Annotated in this window: 11 protein-coding genes; 9 read left to right on the forward strand and 2 right to left on the reverse strand. The window is 64.0% G+C overall.

Annotated elements, in window-relative coordinates; translation table 11 throughout:
- Positions 1–8 precede the first annotated feature (8 nt).
- From Pan44_RS08530 to Pan44_RS08540, 3 genes are read left to right on the forward strand one after another with little or no spacing between them, the layout of a single operon-like run.
- Positions 9–1577 (forward strand): sulfatase family protein, encoded by a 1569-nt coding sequence (locus Pan44_RS08530; protein ID WP_145029164.1) that lies wholly within the window; start codon positions 9–11, stop codon positions 1575–1577.
- A complete protein-coding gene (locus Pan44_RS08535; protein ID WP_145029167.1) occupies positions 1574–3052 on the forward strand; it encodes a sulfatase family protein in 1479 nt (492 codons plus the stop codon). The genes Pan44_RS08530 and Pan44_RS08535 overlap by 4 nt, the downstream gene beginning before the upstream one ends.
- A complete protein-coding gene (locus tag Pan44_RS08540; RefSeq protein ID WP_145029169.1) occupies positions 3049–4554 on the forward strand; it encodes a sulfatase family protein in 1506 nt (501 codons plus the stop codon). The genes Pan44_RS08535 and Pan44_RS08540 overlap by 4 nt, the downstream gene beginning before the upstream one ends.
- A 5-nt stretch (positions 4555–4559) precedes the next feature.
- On the opposite strand, the gene Pan44_RS08545 is transcribed toward Pan44_RS08540, so the two are convergent.
- Positions 4560–6053 carry a DUF1501 domain-containing protein gene (locus tag Pan44_RS08545; protein WP_145029171.1) on the reverse strand — a complete coding sequence of 498 codons (1494 nt, stop codon included), beginning with the start codon at positions 6051–6053 and terminating at the stop codon, positions 4560–4562.
- 13 nt (positions 6054–6066) lie between these two features.
- Positions 6067–8847: a PSD1 and planctomycete cytochrome C domain-containing protein gene (locus Pan44_RS08550; protein ID WP_231754255.1), complete on the reverse strand. Its 2781-nt coding sequence runs from the start codon at positions 8845–8847 to the stop codon at positions 6067–6069.
- Between the two features lie 36 nt (positions 8848–8883).
- Between Pan44_RS08550 and Pan44_RS08555 the strand changes: the two genes are divergently transcribed.
- From Pan44_RS08555 to Pan44_RS08580, 6 genes are all read left to right on the forward strand, one after another.
- Positions 8884–10494: a N,N-dimethylformamidase beta subunit family domain-containing protein gene (locus Pan44_RS08555; RefSeq protein WP_231754256.1), complete on the forward strand. Its 1611-nt coding sequence runs from the start codon at positions 8884–8886 to the stop codon at positions 10492–10494.
- Between the two features lie 207 nt (positions 10495–10701).
- Positions 10702–14067: a PSD1 and planctomycete cytochrome C domain-containing protein gene (locus Pan44_RS08560; RefSeq protein ID WP_145029173.1), complete on the forward strand. Its 3366-nt coding sequence runs from the start codon at positions 10702–10704 to the stop codon at positions 14065–14067.
- A 21-nt stretch (positions 14068–14088) separates the two neighbouring features.
- Complete coding sequence (locus Pan44_RS08565) at positions 14089–15507, forward strand: DUF1501 domain-containing protein (protein ID WP_145029175.1); 1419 nt, start codon at positions 14089–14091, stop codon at positions 15505–15507.
- 49 nt (positions 15508–15556) lie between these two features.
- Entirely contained in the window at positions 15557–17143 is a 1587-nt protein-coding gene (locus Pan44_RS08570; protein WP_145029177.1) for a sulfatase-like hydrolase/transferase, read from the forward strand.
- Between the two features lie 68 nt (positions 17144–17211).
- Positions 17212–19152 (forward strand): SGNH/GDSL hydrolase family protein, encoded by a 1941-nt coding sequence (locus Pan44_RS08575; protein WP_145029179.1) that lies wholly within the window; start codon positions 17212–17214, stop codon positions 19150–19152.
- Positions 19153–19224: 72 nt separating this feature from the next.
- Complete coding sequence (locus tag Pan44_RS08580; RefSeq protein WP_197453951.1) at positions 19225–23037, forward strand: PVC-type heme-binding CxxCH protein; 3813 nt, start codon at positions 19225–19227, stop codon at positions 23035–23037.
- The last annotated feature ends 4 nt before the right edge of the window (positions 23038–23041 follow it).

The following is a 23041-nucleotide window of genomic DNA, read 5'->3' on the forward strand; positions in this document are numbered from 1 at the left end:
GAGTCGCCATGAGGAAGTTATTGTTGCTGCTCGTTTCCGCGGTGAGTGTCTGGACGGCCGAGTGCTTCGCCGCGGAGACTTGGCCCAACATCCTGTTTGCCATCGCCGATGACTGGGGAGCGCACGCCGGCGCCTATGGCACGACGTGGGTGAAAACGCCCGCGTTCGACCGCGTCGCCCGGGAAGGCCTTCTCTTCAGGAACGCCTACACCCCTGTCGCCAAATGCGCTCCCTCACGGGCCATCGTGCTCACCGGCCGGCATGCCTGGCAGAATGAAGAGGCCGGAAATCACATGGCTTACTTCCCGGCCAAGCTGACCAGCTGGCCTGAAGTGCTCGTCCGGAGCGGCTGGCACATGGGCATCACAGGCAAAGGCTGGGGGCCTGGCATTGCCAACGATGCCGACGGCAAGCCCCGACAGATCACGGGCAAGCCGTTCAACCGCCGCAAGGCGGAGGGCCCCACGAAGAGCATCGGCAACAACGACTACGCGGCCAACTTCGTCGATTTTCTCGATGCCCGCCCCGAGGGGGCTCCTTGGTGTTTCTGGTATGGGAGCACCGAGCCGCATCGCGGCTACGAGTTCCAGTCCGGAGTGATGAAGGGGGGCAAAAAGCTCGCCGACGTGTCTCGGGTTCCCGGCTACTGGCCCGATGAGGACACAGTCCGGCACGACATGCTCGACTATGCCTTCGAAGTCGAGCACACCGACTCGCACCTCGGCCGCATGCTGGCGGAACTCGAGAAACGCCAGCTGCTCGACTCGACGCTGATCATCGTCACCAGCGACCACGGTATGCCCTTCCCGCGTGTGAAAGGGTATGCCTATCTCGACTCCAATCACGTCCCGCTGGCGATCCGCTGGCCCGGCGGCATTCCCAGCGGCGGCCGCCTGATTGATGACTTCGTCGACTTCACCGACATTGCCGCGACAATGCTCGACTACGCGGGGATCCCCGCGGCGAAAGCCGGGATGCAGCCAATGACCGGAAAGAGCTGGCGTCCGCTCCTGGAGAGCGACAGAAGCGGACGCATCCTGGCTGAACGCGACCACGTGCTCGTCGGAAAGGAGCGCACCGACGTCGGCCGCCCGCACGACTGGGGCTATCCCATTCGCGGCATCGTGACGGCCGACTATCTGCTCCTGAAGAACTACGAGCCCTCACGCTGGCCCGCCGGCAATCCCGAGACGGGATACCTCGATACGGATGGCAGCCCGACCAAGTCATTGATTCTCGAACGAGGACGCAAGGATCGCCACGACACGTTCTGGAATCTCAATTTCGGACGCCGTCCCGCGGACGAAGTCTACGACCTGCGGACCGATCCCGACTGCGTGAAGAACCTCGCGGCCGATCCTGGCCGGCAGAGGATTGCGGCAACACTGCGCGAGCGGATGGAGAATCAGCTCAGGTCACAGGGAGATCCGCGCCAGTTCGGAGACGGCCGCGTGTTTGATGAATACAAGCCGACGAACGGCGTCGGCTTCTACGACAGATACCTGCGGGGCGAGAATCCACCGGCGGGGTGGGTCAACAAATCCGACTTCGAACCAGGGCCGCTCGACACACCATGAAAAGCCTCTTCGCGATTCTCCTGGTCGGTCTGCTGACGAGTCCCGCCATCTCGGCCGACCGCCCGAACATCGTGTTCATCGTGGCCGACGACATGGGCTATGCCGACCTGGGAGTCCAGGGCGCTCGCGGTTTCAGAACCCCGAATCTCGATCGACTGGCCGCGGAGGGAACGCGGTTCACGAACTTCTACGTGGCCCAGGCGGTGTGCACTGCCTCGCGCGCCGCGCTGATGACCGGTTGCTATCCCAACCGGCTCGGCATGCAGGGCGCCTATAACCACACCAGCCGCGACGGCATTGCCGACGAGGAATGGCTCCTTCCGGAAATGCTCCGGGACGCCGGTTACGCGACCGCCGGGATGGGAAAGTGGCATCTCGGAACGCGTCCGAAATTTCATCCGATGCGCCACGGATTCGACGAGTGGCTCGGCATTCCGTACTCCAACGACAACACGAAGTATCACCCCTCGCTCGCCACCGAGATGCCGCCGCTCCCGCTGTACGACGGCGAGCGCGTCGTCGAACTCGATCCCGATCAGTCAACGTTCACCAGGCGTCTCACCGAGAGAGCGGTCGACTTCATCGAGCGCAAGGCCGACCGGCCATTCTTTCTCTACCTGCCGCATGTGATGCCGCACGTTCCGATCTTCGCCTCGGCGCAGTTCTCCGGTAAGAGTGGCGCCGGGCTGTACGGCGATGTGATCGAAGAACTCGACTGGTCGGTCGGTGAAATCCTCGCGACGCTGAAACGTCTCCACCTGGAAGAGAAAACCCTCGTCATCTTCATTTCTGACAACGGACCGTTCCTGTCGTACGGCGAGCACGCCGGATCAGCCGCCCCTCTCCGCGAAGGAAAACTCACGACGTTTGAAGGAGGTCTCCGCGTCCCCTGCCTGGCCCGCTGGCCGGGCCACATCCCCGCCGGACGTGTCTGCGACATTCCCTTCATCGGCATCGACTGGTTGCCGACGCTCACTGAACTGGCCAGCGGAAAAACGTCCACGCTGACGATCGATGGTCGTTCGGTCAAAGCGGTCCTGCTCGGGGAGGAGAAGGTCGCCGCCCCCCATGAGGCACTCTTCTTCTATTCCGGCACGGCACTACAGGCCGTGCGCAGCGGGCCGTGGAAACTGCACTTCGCCCATCCCTACATCACCGTTGCCGGCGAGCCGGGCCGTGGCGGCAAGCCTTCCAATTGGGGAAAGCTCGCGCCGACGTCGATCACCCAGTCGGGCGTCGAAGGAATCGCGACGCGCCACGGATACCGCATCGAGCCGCTGGAACTCTCCCTGTTCAATCTCGAAACCGATCCGGGCGAACGCGAGAACCTCGCCTCGAAGCATCCCGAAATCGTCGCCCGGCTTTCGAAGCTCGCCGAACCGGTTCGCCTGGAACTGGGCGACACTCTTCAGGGAGTGCAGGGGAGCGGCGTCAGGGCTTCCGGAATTGACCGCTCGCAGGACTCCTCACCATGAAACTCGCCACGTTCCTCGCCATCACGCTCGTTCTCGGGGCCGTCGACACTCTCGTCGCGGCGCCTCCCAACATCATTCTCATGATGGGTGATGACCACGGATGGGAGGAAACGGGCTACAACGGCCATCCGCACGTCAAGACGCCTGTCCTCGACGAAATGGCCGCCACCGGCCTGCGGTTCGACCGCTTCTATGCGGGGCATCCGAACTGCTCGCCAACGCGCGCCAGCTTTCTGACGGGACGCCATCCCAACCGCATGGGGACGTTTGCTCCCGGGTGGTCGTTCCGGCCCGAGGAAATCACGATCGGTCACGTGCTCCGCAATGCCGGGTATCGCACGGCCCACTTCGGAAAGTGGCACGTCGGCCCGGTCAATGCCGCCTCCCCGACGAACCCGGGCGCGATGGGCTTCGAGGAATGGCTGTCGCACGACAACTTCTTCGAGATGAATCCGTCGCTCTCGCGGAACGGAGGACCGCCGGAAGTCCATCCGGGCGAAAGCTCGGACGTCGTGATCCGGGAAACCATCAAGTTCATCGACCATAGCCGCGCAGCGGACAAGCCATTCTTCACGATCGTCTGGTTCGGATCGCCGCACGAGCCCTACAGCGGGCTCCCGCAGGATCTCGCCCTGTATGACGATCTTCCCGGTAAGTATTCCAAGCCCGTGAAAGTCACGTCCAATGAGACCGGCGGGCAGGTCAGCCGCCCGCAGGGCGAAGTGCTGCGCGAGCGGTATGCAGAGATTACCGCGATGGACCGCGCCATCGGCAACCTGCGGAAGCACCTCGCGGCCACCGGGCTCCGCGACAATACGCTGCTGTTCTACTGTGGAGACAATGGCACGTCCGACGACTCGGCGCTCCGTGTGCCGCACCGGGGCGTGAAGTCGCAGGTGTACGAAGGAGGCGTCCTCGTTCCGGGCCTGATCGAGTGGCCCGCCCGCATTCGCGCGCCGCGCGTCTCGAAGTTCCGCGCGTCGACCAGCGATCTCCTGCCAACGCTCTGCGCCCTCACCGGGCAGCCGCTTCCGGGCCGCGTTCTGGACGGCGTCGACCTGACGCCCGTTCTCGATGGAAAGTCCGAGAGCCGGAATGCTCCGCTCTGTTTCTGGATGTTCGACACCACCCGCCTGATGAGCAGCAAACCGGAACCCTGGATCGATCCGGCTCTCCAGAAAGGGACGACGCCACTGGTCAAACTCATGGGGGGCAAGCCGACCCGCGACTTCACGAATTTCCGCAGCCCGCCGCTCACCGAGGCGGACGACATCGGCCCGCGGGCGATTATTGATGGCCAGTACAAGCTCGTGATCCACGACCGAATGGCCGGAAGCCCGAAGCGGGAGTTGTTCGACCTCGAGGCCGATCCGGGAGAGCAGGCAGACGTTTTCACGCAGCGTCCCGATCTGGCCGAGCAACTGGCGTCGAAACTCGAGGCGTGGCAGAAGTCGGTCCGCAGCAGCCTCACCGGCGCGGACTACGCGCCGGCCAGACCGTAAGCCTGTCAGCCCAGCGACGGGCGGGGCTCTGTCAGCACGTCGTGCAGCACGTGGCCATGCACGTCGGTGAGACGGCGCTCGATGCCGTTGTGGTAGTAGCTCAGCCGTTCGTGATCGAGCCCCATCAGGTGCAGGATCGTGGCGTGCAGGTCGTAGATCGTCGAAACGTTCTCGACCGCCGCGTAGCCAAGATCATCCGTCGCCCCGTAGCTGAAACCCCGTTTGACGCCGGCCCCGGTCATCCAGGCGGTGAAGCCGCGCGGGTTGTGGTCGCGACCGCTCGCCCCCTTCTGAAACGTCGGCATCCGCCCGAACTCCGTGACATAGACAACCAGCGTGTCATCGAGCAGCCCGCGCTGCTTGAGGTCGGAAATGAGCGCGGCCGCGGGTTGATCGAGAATCGGGCCGTGGATCTCGTACTGTTCCTTGAGCTTCCGATGGCCGTCCCAGTTTCCGACCCCTTCGCCCATCGCATACGCGCCGTTGTAAAGCTGCACGCAGCGGACATCGTTCTCCAGCAGCCGTCGCGCGAGGATGCAGTTCTTTGCGAATCCGCTGCGGACCGGATCAGGATGATCAGCGCCGTAGGCCTGGATCGTCGAGAGTGATTCCGTCGAGAGGTCTCCCACCGTCGGCACGGACAGCTGCATGCGCGCGGCAAGTTCATAGCTGGCGATGCGGGCCGCCAGTTCGGAGTCGCCCGGATACTTTGTCAGGTGGCGTTCGTTGAGGAACTTCAGCGCATCGGCCGTGGCCCGATCCGTCGCGGCATTCACCTTCGCGGGCCGGTTCAGGTTCTCGATCGAGCGGCTCGAGTTCATGGCCGTTCCCTGGAACACGGCCGGAAGGAAGCCGTTCGTCCAGTTGTTCACGCCGGCCTGCGGCACCCCACGGGGATCGGGAATCGCGACGAAGGCCGGGAGATTGGCCGCCTCGCTGCCGAGGGCGTAGCTGATCCACGAGCCGACGCTCGGAAAGCCGTCGAAGATGAATCCCGTGCTCATCTGGTTCTCGGCCGGTCCGTGCGTGTTCGACTTGGCCGTCATCGAATGGATGAAGCAGAGATCGTCCGCGAGTTCCGCCAGATGGGGAACGAGGTCCGAGATCATCTTCCCCGATTCGCCGCGGGGCCGGAATTCGAACTGCGGCCGAACGAGATTTCCATTTTCTCCCTGGAAGGTGATGAGCTTCTCCTGACTGCCGGGCATCGGCTTGCCGTCCATGCGGACGAGTTCCGGCTTCCAGTCGAACGAATCGATATGGCTCAGCGCCCCTGCACAGAACAGAACGACGACGCGCCTGGCCCTGGGTTCGAAATGAGGCTTCCGCGGCGCCAGGGGACGCTCGGGAGAGATCTCGGGGCGCTGCGGAGTCGAAGCGCCCGCCTGCCGCGCGAGCAACGATGCCAGCGCGATGCCGGCGAGTCCGTTCGCGGCGTCTCCCATAAACCCGCGGCGGGAAAGGAGATGCTGTCCGGTGAGAGAGGGAGGGAAGGTCATGGATCGGCCAGGCTCAGGGAAGGAACAGGAACTCATTCGAGTTCAGGAGCGCCCGGCAGAGAGCGGGAAGACCGTGCTCCTCGACGAGCGACTCGCAGAGTTGCGATTCCTCCGCATCGGGGACTCGCTGCAGAACGAACTGGAACGCCTGCCGCACCTGGTCGGGCCGCGTCGGCCCGGCCTGCTGCTCGATCCGCCCGGCCAGCAGCTCCGCCTGCTGGATCACGAAGCCGCTGTTGAACAGGTTGAGGGCCTGAAGCGGTGTGGTCGATCGCGGGCGCTTGGGTTGCGGCTGTCCCGCGTCAGGGCAGTCGAACGCTCCGAAGGTCGCGTCCTGCGCCACGCGGACCTTCGTCATATAGATCGCACGACGCCATTCCGCCGGGCCGAATTCCGGCTTCGGGTTGTACAGCCGCACGTAGTTCGAATTGGGGGCGAACACGCTGAAGCCGGGCCCGCCCATCCGATCGTCTAGCGTTCCGGCGGAGGCGAGCATGTTGTCCCGGACGACTTCCGCCTCCAGCCGACGGGGCGGAAATCTCCACACGAGACGCGACTGGGCATCGACGGCCAGGCAGTCAGGCCGGGGAGCGCTCGCCTGCTTCCAGCAGGCGCTCATGACGATGACCTTCTGCATGTGCTTGATGCTCCATCCCGAGCGGATGAACTCACCGGCCAGCCAGTCGAGCAGCTCCGGGTGACTGGGTTTCGCCCCGTTGCGGCCAAAGTCGTTCGGAGTCGAGACGAGTCCTTCGCCGAAATGATGCTGCCACAGCCGGTTGACCATCACCCGGGCGACGAGTGGATTCTGCGGATCGGCCAGCCAGCCGGCGAACGCGATGCGCCGAGCCTGCTCGGGCGTCTCGTCCGGCAACCGGAACTCTGGACGCAACGCCTGCACGGCCGAGGGGGAGACGGCCTCCCGCTTCTGCATCGCCTCACCGCGATGCAGTCGAAACATCTGTGGCGCGGGCTCAAACCGCCCGGCGTAGACCACGCTGTCGCCCCACAGCGCCGCCAGACGCTGCTCGATCCCTTGAAGTTCATTGTCGAGCTTGCCTGCCTGCCTCCGGTCGACTTCGGAAAGCTCCGCCTGCGGCGTTCCTTCTCCCGCTCCAGGCGACTGACGATCGCTCGACGCTGCAATCACCTTCCAGCCGCCGTCGGGCATCTGGGCTTCGATGAGGTACTCGGTGGCCAACCGGTCGCGGTACTTCTCTTCCCGGTCGCGGCCCCACACGACCGCTTCCACCGATTCGGGCCGGGCGAACTCGATCGCGATCCATCCGCCGCCGGGGGTCGACGAGATCCAGCTGCGGCTGTTTCCGTAGCGCCCGTCGTTGATGTGAGCCAGTCGATGCTTGGGATTGTCATAGCTGCCGGATGCCTCTGGCTTTGCGCCATCACTGGCGAGGGCAACATTTCTCGCATCGGTCGCGTAGATCTCCAGTTCATCAATGCAGGGCTCGTGTCGATTGTCATCGACAGTTTTCTGGATCGTGAAACGGATCTTCCTGGTTTCGACCGGTGGAAAACGCTCGATGTTCCGGCGCGGCGAGACTTCCGGCCGGAGCGGCGCGCCTTCCCCCAGCTGGGCCGGTGGCTCAAGAAGGGCCCGTTCGTGGGAAGCCAGCGCGAGCCGTTCCTGCAGCTTGAGCCGTTCCTGCAACTTCGAGTCGTTGGCCTGCGCGAGTGGTCGCTCGCCATGACGCACGCCGGCGAAGATCGCCTGCAGGCCGTAGTAGTCGGTCTGCGCGACAGGGTCGAACTTGTGGTCGTGGCAACGGGCGCAGTGCAGCGTGAGGCCGAGGAATGCCCCACCGGCATTCGCGACCATATCATTCAGTTCGTCCTGACGCGCCTTCTGAATCGACTCTTCGTCCTTACCGGTCTGGCCCGGCAGAAGTGCGGCCGCGGCGACGAGAAACCCGGTGGCGGCGTCGACGCCCGTCGCATCTCCCGCGAGTTGTTCCCTGATGAACTGCGGATAGGGAGTGTCCGCATTGAACGCCTGGATGACATAGTCGCGGTAGGGCCAGGCGTTTTCCCGGGGGGTGTTGACTTCGAAGCCGTGCGTCTCGCCGAATGCGATGACGTCGAGCCAATGCCTTGCCCAGCGTTCTCCGTATTGCGGCGATGCCAGCAAACGGTCGACGAGCTTCTCAAATCCGCGGGGATCAGCATCGGCCACGAAGGCGTCGACTTCTTCGGGGTTCGGAGCCAGTCCCGTGAGGACCAGTGACGCCCGGCGAATCAGTGTGCGACGATCGGCTTCGACCGACGCGGTCAGGCCCGACTTCGTGAGGTCCGCGCGAATGAAGTGATCGACGCCCAGTCCGTCAGGGAAGGTGCGAAGCGGCTGGAACGACCAGTGATCGAGCCGGTTCTCCGCGACCGCCGAATCGACTCCCTCAGGCCAGACGGCCCCTTCGTCAACCCAGCGTGTGAGCAGCGAGATCTGCTCAGCCGTCAGGCGCGGCCCTTCGGGCGGCATTCTCAGGTCGTCCCCGGTTTCGGTGACAAGCTGGATCAACGCACTGTCGGCCGACCGCCCGGCGACGATGACCGCGCCGTAAGATTCTCCGCCCTTCAGGGCAGCGGCCTTGATGTCGAGCCTCAAGCCCGACTTCTGCTTCTCCTCTCCGTGGCATGCGATGCAGCGTTCCTTGAGGAGAGGCTGGATATCACGCACGAAGTCGACCTTGTCCGCTGCCGAAGCGGGCGCGCCGGGAACCATGAGAGGCCCGCAGGCGAAGAACAGGACGCACAGGGCTCGACGGGAACGCGAACTCACAGCAACCTCATACGGGACGTTCGGTCACAAGTCATCATGTCTCGCGCGCAACGCCTGTCAACGTTGCCGGGGCAAGTCGTTTGTCCGGCCACGGACTTCAACCGCCGTCCCCGCGAGAGTCACCGGCAGGTGAGGGTGTTCGCGGCGTCGCTGAACGCGGCCCGCATCGACTATCTTCGATTCTGCACCAGTGGATTCGACTCACAGGAGTTTGGGATGACGTTCCGTGCGCTGCAGTGGCTTCCCGTGATCTGGATGGGTCTGGGCCTGACTTCGACTGCGGCCAGCGCGGACGACCTGCCGCCTTCGCTCTTCGTGGAAGGCTATGCGGACAAGATCTCCTACGCGCCGGGCGAAGAGGTTGCCCTGCACGTCTCGACCTCCGCGCCCCGCTTCGCGCTCACCGTCTCCCGCGTCGGCGCAGAGGTCAAAGAGGTCCTCGCGAAGGCTGATATTCCGGGTGTCCTCTCGCCCGTTCCCGAGAACGCGTCCTCGCATGGCTGCCGATGGCCTGCGGCGTTCCGATTCAAGATCCCGGAGGACTGGACGAGCGGCTATTACGCCATCCGATTCTCGGCGAGCGACGGCGGCGGCAAGTGGGTCGCCCGTGGCCGAAGGACCGCCGAGTCGCAGGCCTTCCTGATCGTCCGGCCAGCGCAGCCCGGAACGAAGTCTCGCATCCTGCTGCAGCTCAGCACCAACACCTACAACGCCTACAACAACTGGGGAGGCAGCAGCCTCTACGCCTACCACGGTCGCGCGAATCTTCAGGGACATCGCGTCTCGTTCCTCCGTCCGCCGGCCAGTCAGTTTGAGAACTGGGAACGCCCGTTCGTCGCCTGGGCCGAGAAGAACGGATATGCGATCGATTTTTGCGCCAACGGCGACCTCGAGTTCCATCCCGAACTGCTCGCGGCGTACAAGCTGGTGTTGAGCGTCGGGCATGATGAGTACTGGTCGTCTCTGATGCGCGACCACCTCGAAGCGTTCATCGGCAAGGGAGGAAACGTCGCCTTCTTCAGCGGCAACACCTGCTGCTGGCAGGTTCGCAGTGAAGACGACGGAACGGCCCTCACGAGCTGGAAGCAATCCCCCAACTCCGACCCGCTCTATCCCGAGCCCGACAAAAAGCTGCTCTCCACGCTGTGGAGCCATTATCTGATCGGCCGGCCCGAGAACCAGCTGACCGGCGTGGGCTTTCTCTGGGGCGGCTATCACAAGAGCCACGGCCAGTTCATGGACGGCAAAGGGGCATTTCGCGTCCATCAGCCTGATCACTGGCTGTTCGCCGGAACCAATCTCCGCCGCGATGACGAGTTCGGCGCGAAACACTCCATCGTCGGTTACGAATGCGACGGCTGCGAGCTCGACTGGAAGGACGGCCTCCCCGTGCCGACTCATCGCGATGGAACGCCCGAGACCTTCCAGGTCCTGGCGACTTGCCCGGCCAAGTGGCATCCGGACGATTGCGAATGGTACGAGAAGTGGGAACGGGGCCGTGTCGGCAACGCCGTTCTCGGCGTCTACACGCGCGGCGGGACCGTTTTCACCTGCGGCTCGACCGACTGGGCTCACGGTCTTCGCGGTGGTGATGAAGTGACGGAGCGGATCACACGCAACATTCTCGACCGCCTGGGCACGCCCTGAGGGGTGAAGAGTGGCGTCGATCGAGACATGCTCCGAGACGATCACTGTTCGGGACGCGGTGCAGGAGCGCGCTGCTGCGAGCTTTCGCTGCCCTGAGTGAAGCATGTGGTCGCATCGTGCGTTACCATCACCGTTCACGCCCAAGTCGGGCCCTCCCCGGGCCTGCAAATGTCGCCCCAGGATATCCCACAGCGAGTGATCCGGCGCATGAGTTCCAGCGGACGACGATCAGTCAACCTGACTCGCGACGTCATCACGTCGACACTGGTCCGCACTCTCGCGGCGCTGGGCGGACTGTTCTTCGGCGCGGAGGCACGATCGCAAACCGTTCCCCCCGGAGACCGTGGAATCGAGTTTTTCGAGAACCGCGTCCGGCCCGTGCTCGCCGAGCACTGCTATAAGTGCCACGGCCCGGTGAAGCAATTCGCAGAACTCCGGCTCGACTCCAGAAAGGCGATGCTGGACGGGGGCGATACCGGCCCCGCAATCGTTCCGGGAAAACCGGAGGCGAGCCTGCTGGTCGAGGCGGTGCGTCATGGCGACGTCCAGATGCCGCCCAATGACAAACTGAAGGACGAAGAGATCGCGGCCATCGAGAAGTGGGTCCGGATCGGCGCCCCGTGGCCGGAGGCACCCAGTGTCGCGACCGCGGAAGACGTCAGCAGGTCCCACTGGGCCTTTCAACCCGTGAAGGACGTCGCTCTTCCGGCGGTCCATTCACCCGGATGGGTCCAGAGTCCGATTGATCGGTTCATCCTGGCAGGCCTCGAGAAGGCCAATCTGGCTCCGTCCGCCCCGGCCTCGAGGCGAGCCCTGATTCGCCGCGTCACCTACGACCTGATCGGCCTTCCGCCCACCCCGGAAGAAGTCCGCGAGTTTGAAGAGGACTCCGATCCCGCCGCGTACGAGAAGGTCGTGACGCGGCTCCTCGCCTCGCCCCACTATGGTGAGCATTGGGGACGGCGCTGGCTCGATGTGGCGAGATACTCCGACACCAAGGGCTATGTGTACGCTCGCGAGGAGAAAGTCTTCGTCCACGCCCCGACCTACCGCGACTGGGTCGTGAAGTCGCTGAACGACGACCTCCCCTACGACCAGTTCGTTCAGCTTCAGGTGGCGGCCGACGCGATCGTCCCCGATGAGTCTGCCGATCTCGCGGCCCTGGGCTACCTCACACTCGGCCGGCGATTCCTGGGCGTCACGCCCGACATTGTCGACGACCGCATCGACGTCGTGACCCGTGGGCTGCTGGGTCTGACGGTCGGCTGCGCCCGCTGTCACGATCACAAATACGATCCGATTCCCACTGCCGACTACTACTCGCTTTATGGAGTCTTCCAGAACTGTACGGAGCGGGTCGTGCAGGTTGGGCCGGCAGCGGTCGACGACCCCGCATTCTCCCATGAACTGGATCGCCGGCAGCGAGTCCAGCGCGAGACCTTCGCCCTCGTGCAGGGTGAGGTGTCCGACCGCGTCCGCCGCCGCATCACGGACTATCTCGTCGCGCAGACGGAGATGGAGAAGTACCACGATGAGAACTTCGACATCATCATCGAGAAGGGGGATCTCGTTCCCCTGATCGTGCGTCGCTGGGAGACGTACCTTTCCCAGCCGGCACGGGCGCAGGATCCGGTGTTCGGGGCGTGGACACGTTTCGCGGCGCTGCCCGCGGCCGAATTTGCAGCGAGGGCCCCGGATGTTGTCTCCATGATGCAGGGGCCGGAAGGCGAACCCCTGCTGCCGGAAATCCGGAATCTGTTTGCGACGCCACCCGCGAGCATGCGCGAGGTCGCCGAACGCTATGGCCGCTTCCTGAACGAGTTCGACAAACGCTGGACGTCGCTCCCGGCGGGAGGGGCATCCGGCGACACGCTCTGGGCTCGACTCGCTGAAGCGGAGTCGTCTCCACTTGTCCGGCTGCTTTATGGGGCGGATTCACCCTGTGCGCTTCCAAGCGAGCATATCTCGACGATCGAGCGGATGATGGACAGCGCCAACTGCAACCTCCTGTGGAAGGTGCAGGGGGATGTCGATCGCTGGATCATCCAGTCGCCGACGGCTCCACCGTTCACCACGGCGCTCGTCGACAAGCCCTCGCTGACCGAACAGCGAATTTTTCGACGCGGGAATCCTTCACTCAAGGGAGACATCGTTCCCCGCCGCTTCCTCAAAGTCCTTTCCGGACCGTCACGATCGCCCTTCAAGAATGGCAGCGGCCGGCTCGAACTGGCGAGGTCGATTGTCGATCCCGCAAATCCCCTGACGGCCCGCGTCTGGGTGAACCGTATGTGGGGCCATCATTTCGGTGCCGGGCTTGTTCGAACGCCAAGCGACTTCGGGCTTCGGGCCGAGGCGCCCTCCCATCCGGAGCTTCTCGACTGGCTTGCCGATCGCTTCATCAAAGAAGGCTGGAGCACGAAGCGCCTTCACCGGCTCATCGTTCTGTCGAGCACATATCAACAGCAGTCCGCGGCGTCATCGGGCGAACTCGCCAGTCGTGCTCAGCAGGTCGATCCCCAGAATCGGCTGCTGTGGCGAATGCATCCGCATCGTCTTTCTTTTGAAGAGCTGCGAGACACCTGGCTGGCCACCTCGGGCCGACTCGAGGCGCGTCTGGGAGGGCGCTCGACAGATCTGCTGGCCGCCAATCCGCCGCACCGCCGTCGCACCCTGTATGGCTCTATCGACCGGCAGTTTGTTCCGGATGTGCTGCGGATGTTCGACGTCGCGAATCCGGACCTGCACTCGCCCCAACGCAGCGAAACGACGGTTCCGCAGCAGGCGCTCTTCGGATTGAACCACCCGCTCGTCGCCGAGTGCGCCCGTGATCTTGCGAAGCAGCGACCGGACGACCCAGAGCCGTTCGTCCGCCTGGTGTTTCAGGATCTCTACCAGCGTGAGCCTTCTCCGGATCAGCTCTCGCAATGCGTGTCCTATCTCAGGGCCGCCGAGAACGAACCCGAGCCCCAGCCCCCCGCCGGCGCAGAGGACTGGCGTTACGGATACGGGGAAGTCGATCCGAAAAACGGACAGGTCGCAGCGTTCTCGCCCTTGCCGCACTTCACCGGTGAGGCGTGGCAGGGTGGACCGAACTGGCCCGATCGCAAATTCGGCTGGGTGCAGATCACCGCGTCCGGCGGGCATGCCGGCAACGACCTCAAGCATGCCGCCATCCGCCGCTGGGCTTCGCCGGCCGCGATGACGATCGCGGTGAAGTCGCTGGTGCGCCACGACGTCGCCGCCGGCGACGGGATTCGATGCGCCATCATCTCCAGCCGCCACGGCTCTCTGAAGACGCAGGTTGTGCACAACACCATGACCGAGCTGAACGTGGACTCGATCAAAGTCGAGCCGGGTGACACGCTCGATTTCGTGGTCGACTTCCACGCGAACCTGAACAGCGACCAGTACCAGTGGGCGCCGGTGATCACCGAACTCGCGCAGGAGAACAGCCAGGCGCGCATCTGGGACGCCCAGGCGCAGTTCAGCGTCCGCAAGACGTCGCCCCTCGATCCACGAAGCCAGCTTGTCCAGGTGCTCTTGCTGTCGAATGAACTGATGTTTGTCGACTGAGCCACCGCTTTGAGGCCGGGAATGCACTCACTTCCGCAATTTTCTCTGGACCGCCGCTCACTGCTTGCACGGAGCGGGCTGGGACTCGGCGCTCTGGCCCTTCCAGGCCTGCTGGCCGATGACGGACGACTTCTGGCCGCGCAGGCGGAGAGTGGTGGAATTGCAGCCCGGCAACCGCATTTTGCCGGCCGCGCAAAGCGGGTGATTCACTTCTTCCTGAACGGTGGCCCGTCGCACGTCGACACGTTCGACCCCAAGCCCGAACTGACGAAACGCTCCGGGGAAGTCGTTCCGGTCAACCTTGCCACGGAGAGGAAGACCGGCGCGGCCTTTGGCTCGCCCTTCAAGTTCCGCCGCTATGGCGAAAGCGGAATTGAAGTCAGCGAACTCTTCGAGAAGACGGCCGCCCACATCGACGACATCGCCGTCATCCGCTCGATGTATGCCCAGGTTCCCAACCACGAACCGTCGCTCATGCTGATGAACTGTGGGGACTCGGTGCAGCCACGGCCGAGCGTCGGCGCGTGGGTGCTGTACGGCCTGGGCGTCGAGAACCAGAACCTCCCCGGCTTCCTCGCCATGTGTCCGAACGGCTATCCCATCAAGGACGCCGAGAACTGGCAGGCCGGTTTCCTCCCGGGCGCTTACCAGGGAACCTTCGTCGATCCGAAGCATCGCGAACTCGACCGGCTGATCGAGAACATCCGCAGCCCGCACGCGACGCCGGCGACGCAGCGGCGGCAGCTCGAGCTGCTAAGGACGCTCAATTCAGAACACCTCCAGGCGCGCAACGACTCCCGGCTGGAAGCGAGAATCCAGTCGTTCGAACTCGCCTTCCGCATGCAACATGAAGCGGCCGAAGCCTTCGACCTGCGCCAGGAACCTCAGCACATCCAGGACGCCTACGGCGGCGGAGTCCACGGGCGTCAGACCCTCATCGCCCGCCGGCTCATCGAACGCGGTGTCCGTTATGTTCAGCTCTGGCATGGGGCCGGACAGCCCTGGGACAACCACAGTAACCTGGAGAAGAGTCACCGCTCACTCGCGGCCGAAATCGACCAGCCGATCGCGGCGTTGATTGCCGACCTCAAGCAGCGCGGACTGTTTGACGAGACGCTGATTCTCTGGGGAGGGGAGTTCGGGCGCACCCCGACGGTCGAGCTCAACGGCGGCGGCCAGTCGATCCTGGGACGTGACCACAACCACTATGGGTTCAGCGTCTGGATGGCTGGCGGCGGAATCCGGGGCGGGGTCACTTACGGGGCGACCGACGAGTTCGGATTCAAGGCCGTCGAGAAGCCTGTCAGCGTACACGACCTCCATGCCACGATGCTTCACCTCCTCGGATTCGATCACGAGCGCCTGACCTACCGGTACGCAGGAAGAGACTTCCGACTCACCGACGTTCACGGCCACGTGCTGCACGACGTGATTGCCTGAAGGCAGTCAATCTCAGGAATCGCAGGCCACGACTTGAGGAACAGCGCTCATGCGGGACTCGAAACGGTCAAGTGCTCTGGCCAGGGCGGCTACGATCGCCTTCGCAGTCGTCCTCTGCCTGGCGGGCGATTCCCGGGCCGCGGATTCCCGGCCGAACTTCCTGTTCATCCTTGTCGACGACCAATCTCCATTCGACCTCCGGCTCTATAATCCTCACTCCATTCTCGACACCCCGAACATCGATCGCCTGGCGGCCGAGGGGATGACGTTCGATGGCGCTTACCACATGGGGGCGTTCATCGGCGGAGTCTGCACGCCGTCGCGCCACATGATCATGTGCGGCCGCACGGTGTGGCACCTTCCCAATTCGCCGAACGCCCTCGCGGAGGGAAAGTGTCCGCCGAATCTCGAGCAGCAGACGATCCCGGCAGTCTTCCGGCGGGCCGGCTACGCCACGATGCGGACCTGCAAGACGGGCAACAGCTATGAGGCGGCGAACAAGATGTTTGAAGTGCGCCGCGACGCGTCAAAACGCGGCGGCGATGCGGAGACCGGCAGCGCCTGGCACGCCCGGCAGGTCCTCGACTACCTCGACGAGCGCGCATCGTCCAAGGACGACCGCCCCTTCCTGATTCATTTCGGATTCTCGCATCCACACGACACGCGGATGGGCACACCCGAGCTGCTGGCCAAATATGGGGCGGTCAATCACGCCGACAGCAATTCACTTCCTCCGGCCAATGAAAAGCAGCCGGCACTTCCCATCGGCTACCTGCCGGCGCATCCCTTCCCGCATGGCCATCCCGGCCTCCGGGACGAGACGACCGTCAGCGGCGTGTGGGAACGACGGGACGAACGGACGATGCGGAATGAAGTTGGACGCCAGTTCGCCTGCAGCGAGAACATCGACATCCAGATCGGCCATGTGCTGAAGCGCCTGGAGGCGATGGGCCAACTCGAGAACACCTACGTGATCTACACGTCCGACCACGGCATCGCCATCGGACGCCACGGCCTGCAGGGGAAGCAAAACCTCTATCAGCACACCTGGCGCGTCCCCTTCATCGTTCGCGGCCCGGGAATCCGCCCCGGCTCGCGAGTGGAGGGCAACATCTATCTCCTCGACCTGCTCAGCACGCTCTGCGACATTGCCGATGTCCCGCGCCCGGAAACGAACGAGGGAATCAGCTTCAAGCCAGTGCTCCTCGGCCAGAAGCCCGCGACGCGCGACTTGCTGTACGGCGTCTACAACGGCGGCACAAAGCCCGGGATGCGCTGTGTCAGGCAGGGTGACTGGAAGCTGATCAAGTACGACGTCCTCGAGGGAACCGTCCGCGAAACACAGCTCTTCAACCTCCGGGAGAACCCCGACGAGTATCTGTCGCAGCACCACGCAGCCGAGGTGGTTGCCATGACAGGCCGCTCTCCGTCGACGAGCCAGCGGAATCTCGCGGACGACCCGCGCTATGCCGAGAAGCTCGCCGAGATGGAAGCGCTGCTCCTGTCCGAAATGCGACGACTGGATGATCCATGGCGTCTGTGGAATCAGCCCAAAGACGGCCTGACGTCTCCGCCGGAGGCCGCTCCCCGGAATCCACGCCGCAACCGGGCCAACGCCGCTCCGGCGGCTCCCTGACGAGCAGCCAATCCAAGACTCTCCACCACATCGCCCGATTCCCGGGCGCCTGAGCGAAAGTCGTCGCGATGAGAACTGCGAGTCGAGTCGTTGTCACGCTCCTGGCCTGCCTGCTGTCGTGGTCCTCGCCGATTGTCCCGCTCCGCGCGGCCGATTCCGACCGTGTCTCGACGTGGGAAGGGTTTGAACGGCGCGATTTCAAGGTTGATGGCCGCAACGCCCTGCTGGTGGCGCCAGCCGAACCAGCCGACGGAAAGCCCTGGATCTGGAGAACCGAGTTCTTCGGACACCAGCCGCAGGCCGACCTCGCCCTGCTGAGGAAGGGCTTCCACGTCGCCTACATCGATGTTCAGAACATGTATGGTGCGCCGGTGGCTCTCGATCACATGGATCGGTTCTACGAGCATCTCACTACCAGCCGCGGGCTGAATCCCAAAACCGTTCTCGAAGGCTTCAGCCGCGGCGGCCTGTTCGCCCTCAACTGGGCGGGCCGCCATCCCGATCGCGTGGCCTGCATCTACAACGATGCCCCCGTCTGCGACTTCAAAAGCTGGCCCGGCGGCAAAGGCCGTGGAAAAGGTTCGCCGACCGACTGGCAGCGATGCCTGAACGCGTACGGCCTCACCGAACAGCAGGCACTCAAATACCGGCTGAATCCGGTCGACAACCTGGAGCCACTGGCCCGCCTCAAGGTTCCGCTTCTCCACGTCTGCGGCGACGCCGACGACGTCGTCCCGATCGAGGAAAACACCCGCATCATCGAACAGCGGTATCGCGCACTGAACGGTCCGATCACCGTCATCGCCAAGCCGGGCGTCGGCCACCACCCTCACAGTCTCCCGAACCCCGGCCCGATTGTTTCGTTCGTGCTCAGCCACACCACGGGCGAATCCGCAAACGTCGCTCCCCGCGGTACCCTCGCCAATTCGCGAATCCGGTTCGAGCGCCGGAAGAAAGGTCACGTCGCGTTTCTCGGAGGTTCCATCACCGAGATGAACGGCTATCGCCCGCTCCTGTGCGAACTGCTGCAGAAGCGATTCCCGGAGACGGAGTTCCAGTTCACCAATGCGGGCATCTCGTCGACCTGCTCGACCACCGGCGCCTTCCGGTTGAAAACGGATGTCCTCGACCAGGTGCCTGTCGATCTGCTCTTCGTCGAGTTCGCCGTCAACGACGACCAGGACGCGGGGCATGCGCGGCACGAGTGCATTCGCGGCATGGAAGGGATCGTTCGCCACGTTCGAGAACACAACCCGAAAGCCGACATCGTCATCACTTATTTCGTCAATCCCGCGATGTTGAAAACGATCGAGGAAGGGAAGGTTCCCCTTTCCATCGGCAGCCACGAGGAAGTGGCGCGGCACTATGCGGTGCCGACGATTCATCTCGCGTCCGAGCTGGCCGATCGCATCCAGACGGGCGAGATGACCTGGGAGCGATTCGGCGGTGTTCACCCCGCTCGCCCGGGAAATGAACTCTGCGTCGAACTGATCGACAAACTCCTCTCCCGCGAATGGCAGGATTCGCTTCCCGCCGATGCGTCCCCCATCGCGCATCCCCTTCCGCCCAATCCGCTCGACCCGGCTAGCTACATCGCCGGACGGTTTCTCGATTCCCGGTCCGCCCGCCTCGGAGAGGGCTGGACGATCGAAAAGCCCAATTGGAGCAGCAACCCGAAACATTGGCGGGAGCGATTCAGGGAGCTTCCGCTGCTGCAGTCGGTCACTCCAGGCTCCGAGTTGTCGCTCTCGTTCGACGGGCGGGCGATTGGTGCCTATTTGCTCGCCGGCCCCGATGCCGGGATGCTTGAGTATTCGATCGACGGCGGCCCCTGGGCGACGATCGACCTGTTCCACAACTTCAGCAGTGCGCTGCACTATCCGCGCACGGTGATGTTCTCCGCCGATCTGCAGCCTGCGTCACACACGCTCCAGCTCCGAGTCGCGAGTTCCTCGAATCCGGCCAGCGCGGGGACAGCGGTTCGCATCATCCACTTCGTCGCCAATTGAGATCCGGAATGTCGGGCTCGCATGAAACTGCCGCGACGCCCCCCGGCCACATCCCTGCTTCGGAAGCGCATCATGATCCGGAAGAGTCTGCTGCTCCGCCTCGGACTTCTCGGCAGCCTGCTGGCCCTCGTCCCACAACCCGTCGCGGCCCAGAAATCGCCAAACCCGAAGCGGGCAGGGCGGGCTGAGGCCGCGAACACGCCCAATCCCAATGACGCCCGAAACTCGCGGATCGAGAACCCTCCGCCTGTGACGACCGAGGAGTTCGATCGTTACGCGATCTATGAATCGACCGCGCCGCGTCCTGCCGCCGCCGCCCCCACACCGACGACGCTTCCGCTCCCGCTCAACGCCGGAGACCGCATCGCATTCATCGGCAACACCCTCTTCGAGAACGCGCAGGACTACGGCTTCTTCGAAGGCATGGTTCAGCAGCAGAACCCGGACAGGAAGCTCGTGTTCCGGTATCTCGCGTGGTCGGCCGACGAAATCGGACTACAGCCCCGTCCCGACAACTTCGCCGACACCGAACAGCACCTGGCCCATGAGAAGGCGGACATCATCTTCGCCGCCTTTGGTTTCAACGAATCATTCGCCGGCGAAGCCGGGCTCGCGAAGTTTCGCACCTCCCTGAACGACTACCTCGCTGGCCTCAAAACGAAGGCGTTCAACGGAAAGTCGTCCCCCCGCATCGTGCTCGTCTCGCCGATCGCCAACGAGAACGTTCGCGGCGTCCCCGCGGCCGACCTCAACAACGAACGTCTTCGGACCTATGTCGCCGTCATGGAGGAAGTCGCCCGCGAGCAGCAGGTCGGCTTTGTGAATGTTTTCAAGGAGACTGCGGCCGCCATGAGCGAGCCGGGCGACCTCACGAGCAACGGCATCCATCTCAACGAAGAAGGCGAGCGACGCTTCTCCGAGATCCTGTTCCGCGGAGCTTTTGGAATCGAACCGCCGCAGGTCAGCGGATCCCTCCGCGACGCGATCGTCGACAAGAACCGGCAGTTCTTCCGACGCTTCCGGCCGCTCAACACCTTCTACTACACCGGCGGCCGCAACAAGGACTACGGCTATCTCGACTTCCTCCCCGCGATGCGGAACTTCGACCTGCTGGTCGTCAATCGCGACCAGCGGATCTGGGGCCTCGCACAGGGCAAGGCCGTTCCCGCGGTCGTGAACGACTCGAGCGTTCCGGAGCTTCCGAGAACGATTCAGTCGCGCGGGGCCAACGAATGGATGACCGCGGACGACGAGAGAAAGGCCTTTCGCGTCGACCCGCGTTTTGAAGTCAACCTGTTCGCCGGCGAGGAACAATTCCCCGACATCGCCAATCCGATCCAGATGCGGTGGGACTCCCGCGGACGGCTGTGGGTCAGCTGTTCGCTCACGTATCCCCACGTCTATCCCGGGCAGGAGCCTCGCGACAAGATCGTCATCCTCGAGGACACGGACGGCGACGGCCGGGCCGACAAGTCGACCGTCTTCGCCGACAGGCTGCACATCCCCCTGTCGTTCGAACTCGGCGACGGCGGCGTGTACGTCTCCGAACAGCCCCGACTGAGCTTTCTGCAGGACACCGACGGCGACGATCGGGCCGACGTGCATCGCACCGTGCTCTCAGGATTCGGCACGGAAGATTCCCACCACGCTCTCCACGACTTCACCTGGACGCCCGACGGCGACCTCATCTTCCGCGAGTCGATCTTCCACCATTCACAGGTGGAAACTCCCTACGGCCCCGTTCGGCAGCAGAACAGCGGGTGGTTTCGGTTCGAGCCCCGGACACAACGCCTCATCAGCTTCGGCAGCTATCCCAGCACCAATCCCTGGGGCGTGACCTTCGATGACTGGGGACAGCATGTCGCCAGTCATCCCGTCTACGCGGCAGCGTTCCATTCCCTCGACCCGCCCTATCCGCAGCAGCATCCCGCGCCGACGGGACTGCAGGCCTACTCCGGCGTCTGCGGGCACGAGTTCGTCGATTTCGCGACGTTTCCCAACGAGCTCCAGGGGCACTTCATCAAGGTGCGCTACAAGCCGACCAACAGGGTCGAGATCCTCAAGTGGAAAGAAGGCCCGTTCGGATTCGATGAGGAGTACGTCGGCGACCTGTTGTTCTCCACCAACCTGAGCTTCATCCCGGTCGATCTGCAGTTCGGCCCCCGCGGCGACCTGTACGTCTGCGACTGGTACAACCCCATCAAGGGGCACATGCAGTATTCGCTGCGGGATGACCGCCGCGACCGTCACTCCGGCCGCATCTGGCGCATCACCCCCAAAGGAAAACCGCTCCAGGAACCGCCCAAGATCGCCGGGCAGTCGATCGAACACCTCCTCGCGCTCCTGAAGCGGCCCGAATACCGCGTGAGGTTCTGGGCAAAGCGCGAGCTGCGCGAGCATGATCCGGTTCGGGTCGCGGCCGCTCTCGACGAATGGGTCCGGAAACTCGATCCGGCCGATCCGCGCTATCACCACCACCAGATGGAAGCCGTCTGGACCTACCGGACTGTCCAGGCGACAAGGCCCGCTCTTCTTCGCGAACTGCTCCGCTGCGACGACCATCACGCCCGCGCCGCCGCGACGCAGCAGCTTCGTTACTGGCATCCGCAGTTCGACGATGTCGCCGACCTCATCCGCGCTTCGGCCAATGATCCCAACGGCATCGTTCGCATGGAGGCCGCGATCGCCACGAGCTACATCGGGACGAAACCGACATTCGACGCCATGCTCGATGTCCTGAAACATCCGCGCGAGGGAGCGATGGGCTATGCGATCACGTCCGCGCTCGGGTCGCACACCCTCCGCGCCCTCTGGGAAGGCAACTCGAGCTACGACGTGGCGCGCATCCTCGCGCAGGCCGCCCGGGCCCGCGTGATCCGCGAACCGAAGCCGACCGCCGCGGAAGCCGCCTTCGATCGGAAACCAGGCCTCAAGCAGGTCAGCATCTCCTGCGTTCCCGAGCGGATGCTGTTCACCGTGACCGATTTCGCCGTCATGCCTGGCCAGCCGGTGAAACTCACTGTCAGGAATGCCGACGCCACCGACCACAACCTCGTGATCGTGAAACCCGATGCGCTGGCGGAAGTCGGCATGGCGGCCAACGAGATGGCAAAAGACCCGCGGAACGCGGCGTCAGACTTCATCCCGCCTCAGAAACGCGAGTTGATTCTCCACGCGACTCCCCTCATCGGCCCCACGCGCCCCTCGCAGATCCATGTGCTGCGTTTCACGGCCCCCGAGGAGCCGGGAGTCTACCCCTACGTCTGCACGTTCCCCGGGCACTGGGTCGTGATGAACGGCGTGATGGTCGTGGCGGCCGATGCGGAGAAAGCCGCCGGGCTCCTCGCCGCCAGTCAGCCGAAGGTCGTCCGCGAGTGGGCCATGCTCGACTTCGCGGACGCGTTCAACGAGCCCCCGCGTCATGACGACGCCACGCTGGCGCGAGGCATGACGGCCTTCGTCAAGGCGCGTTGCAACCAGTGCCACGTCGTCGCCGGCCACGGCGTGAACCTCGGTCCCGACCTGGTCGAGTCGGTCAAGACGCTCAAAGGCCCGGAACTCCTGCGACAGATCCTGGAACCTTCCAGCAGGATTCACGAGAAGTTCCAGACGTGGCAGTTCTCGACCAGCGAAGGCCGGATTGTCACGGGAGTCATCGTCAAGGAGACGCCCGAGGCCATTGAAGTCGCCACGAATCTGCTGACTCCCAACTCGCTCACGACGATCCTCAAGCGCGACGTCGATGAAAAGCAGATCTCGAAGATCTCCTCCATGCCGACAGGGCTCGTGAATGTCCTCTCACGCGCCGAGATTCTCGATCTGCATGCCTATCTCTCGGCCGGAGGCTATCACCCGCCGGCCCACCTCAAACATCACCACGACTGATCCC

It is taken from the genome of Caulifigura coniformis (assembly GCF_007745175.1).
GTDB classification, from domain to species: domain Bacteria; phylum Planctomycetota; class Planctomycetia; order Planctomycetales; family Planctomycetaceae; genus Caulifigura; species Caulifigura coniformis.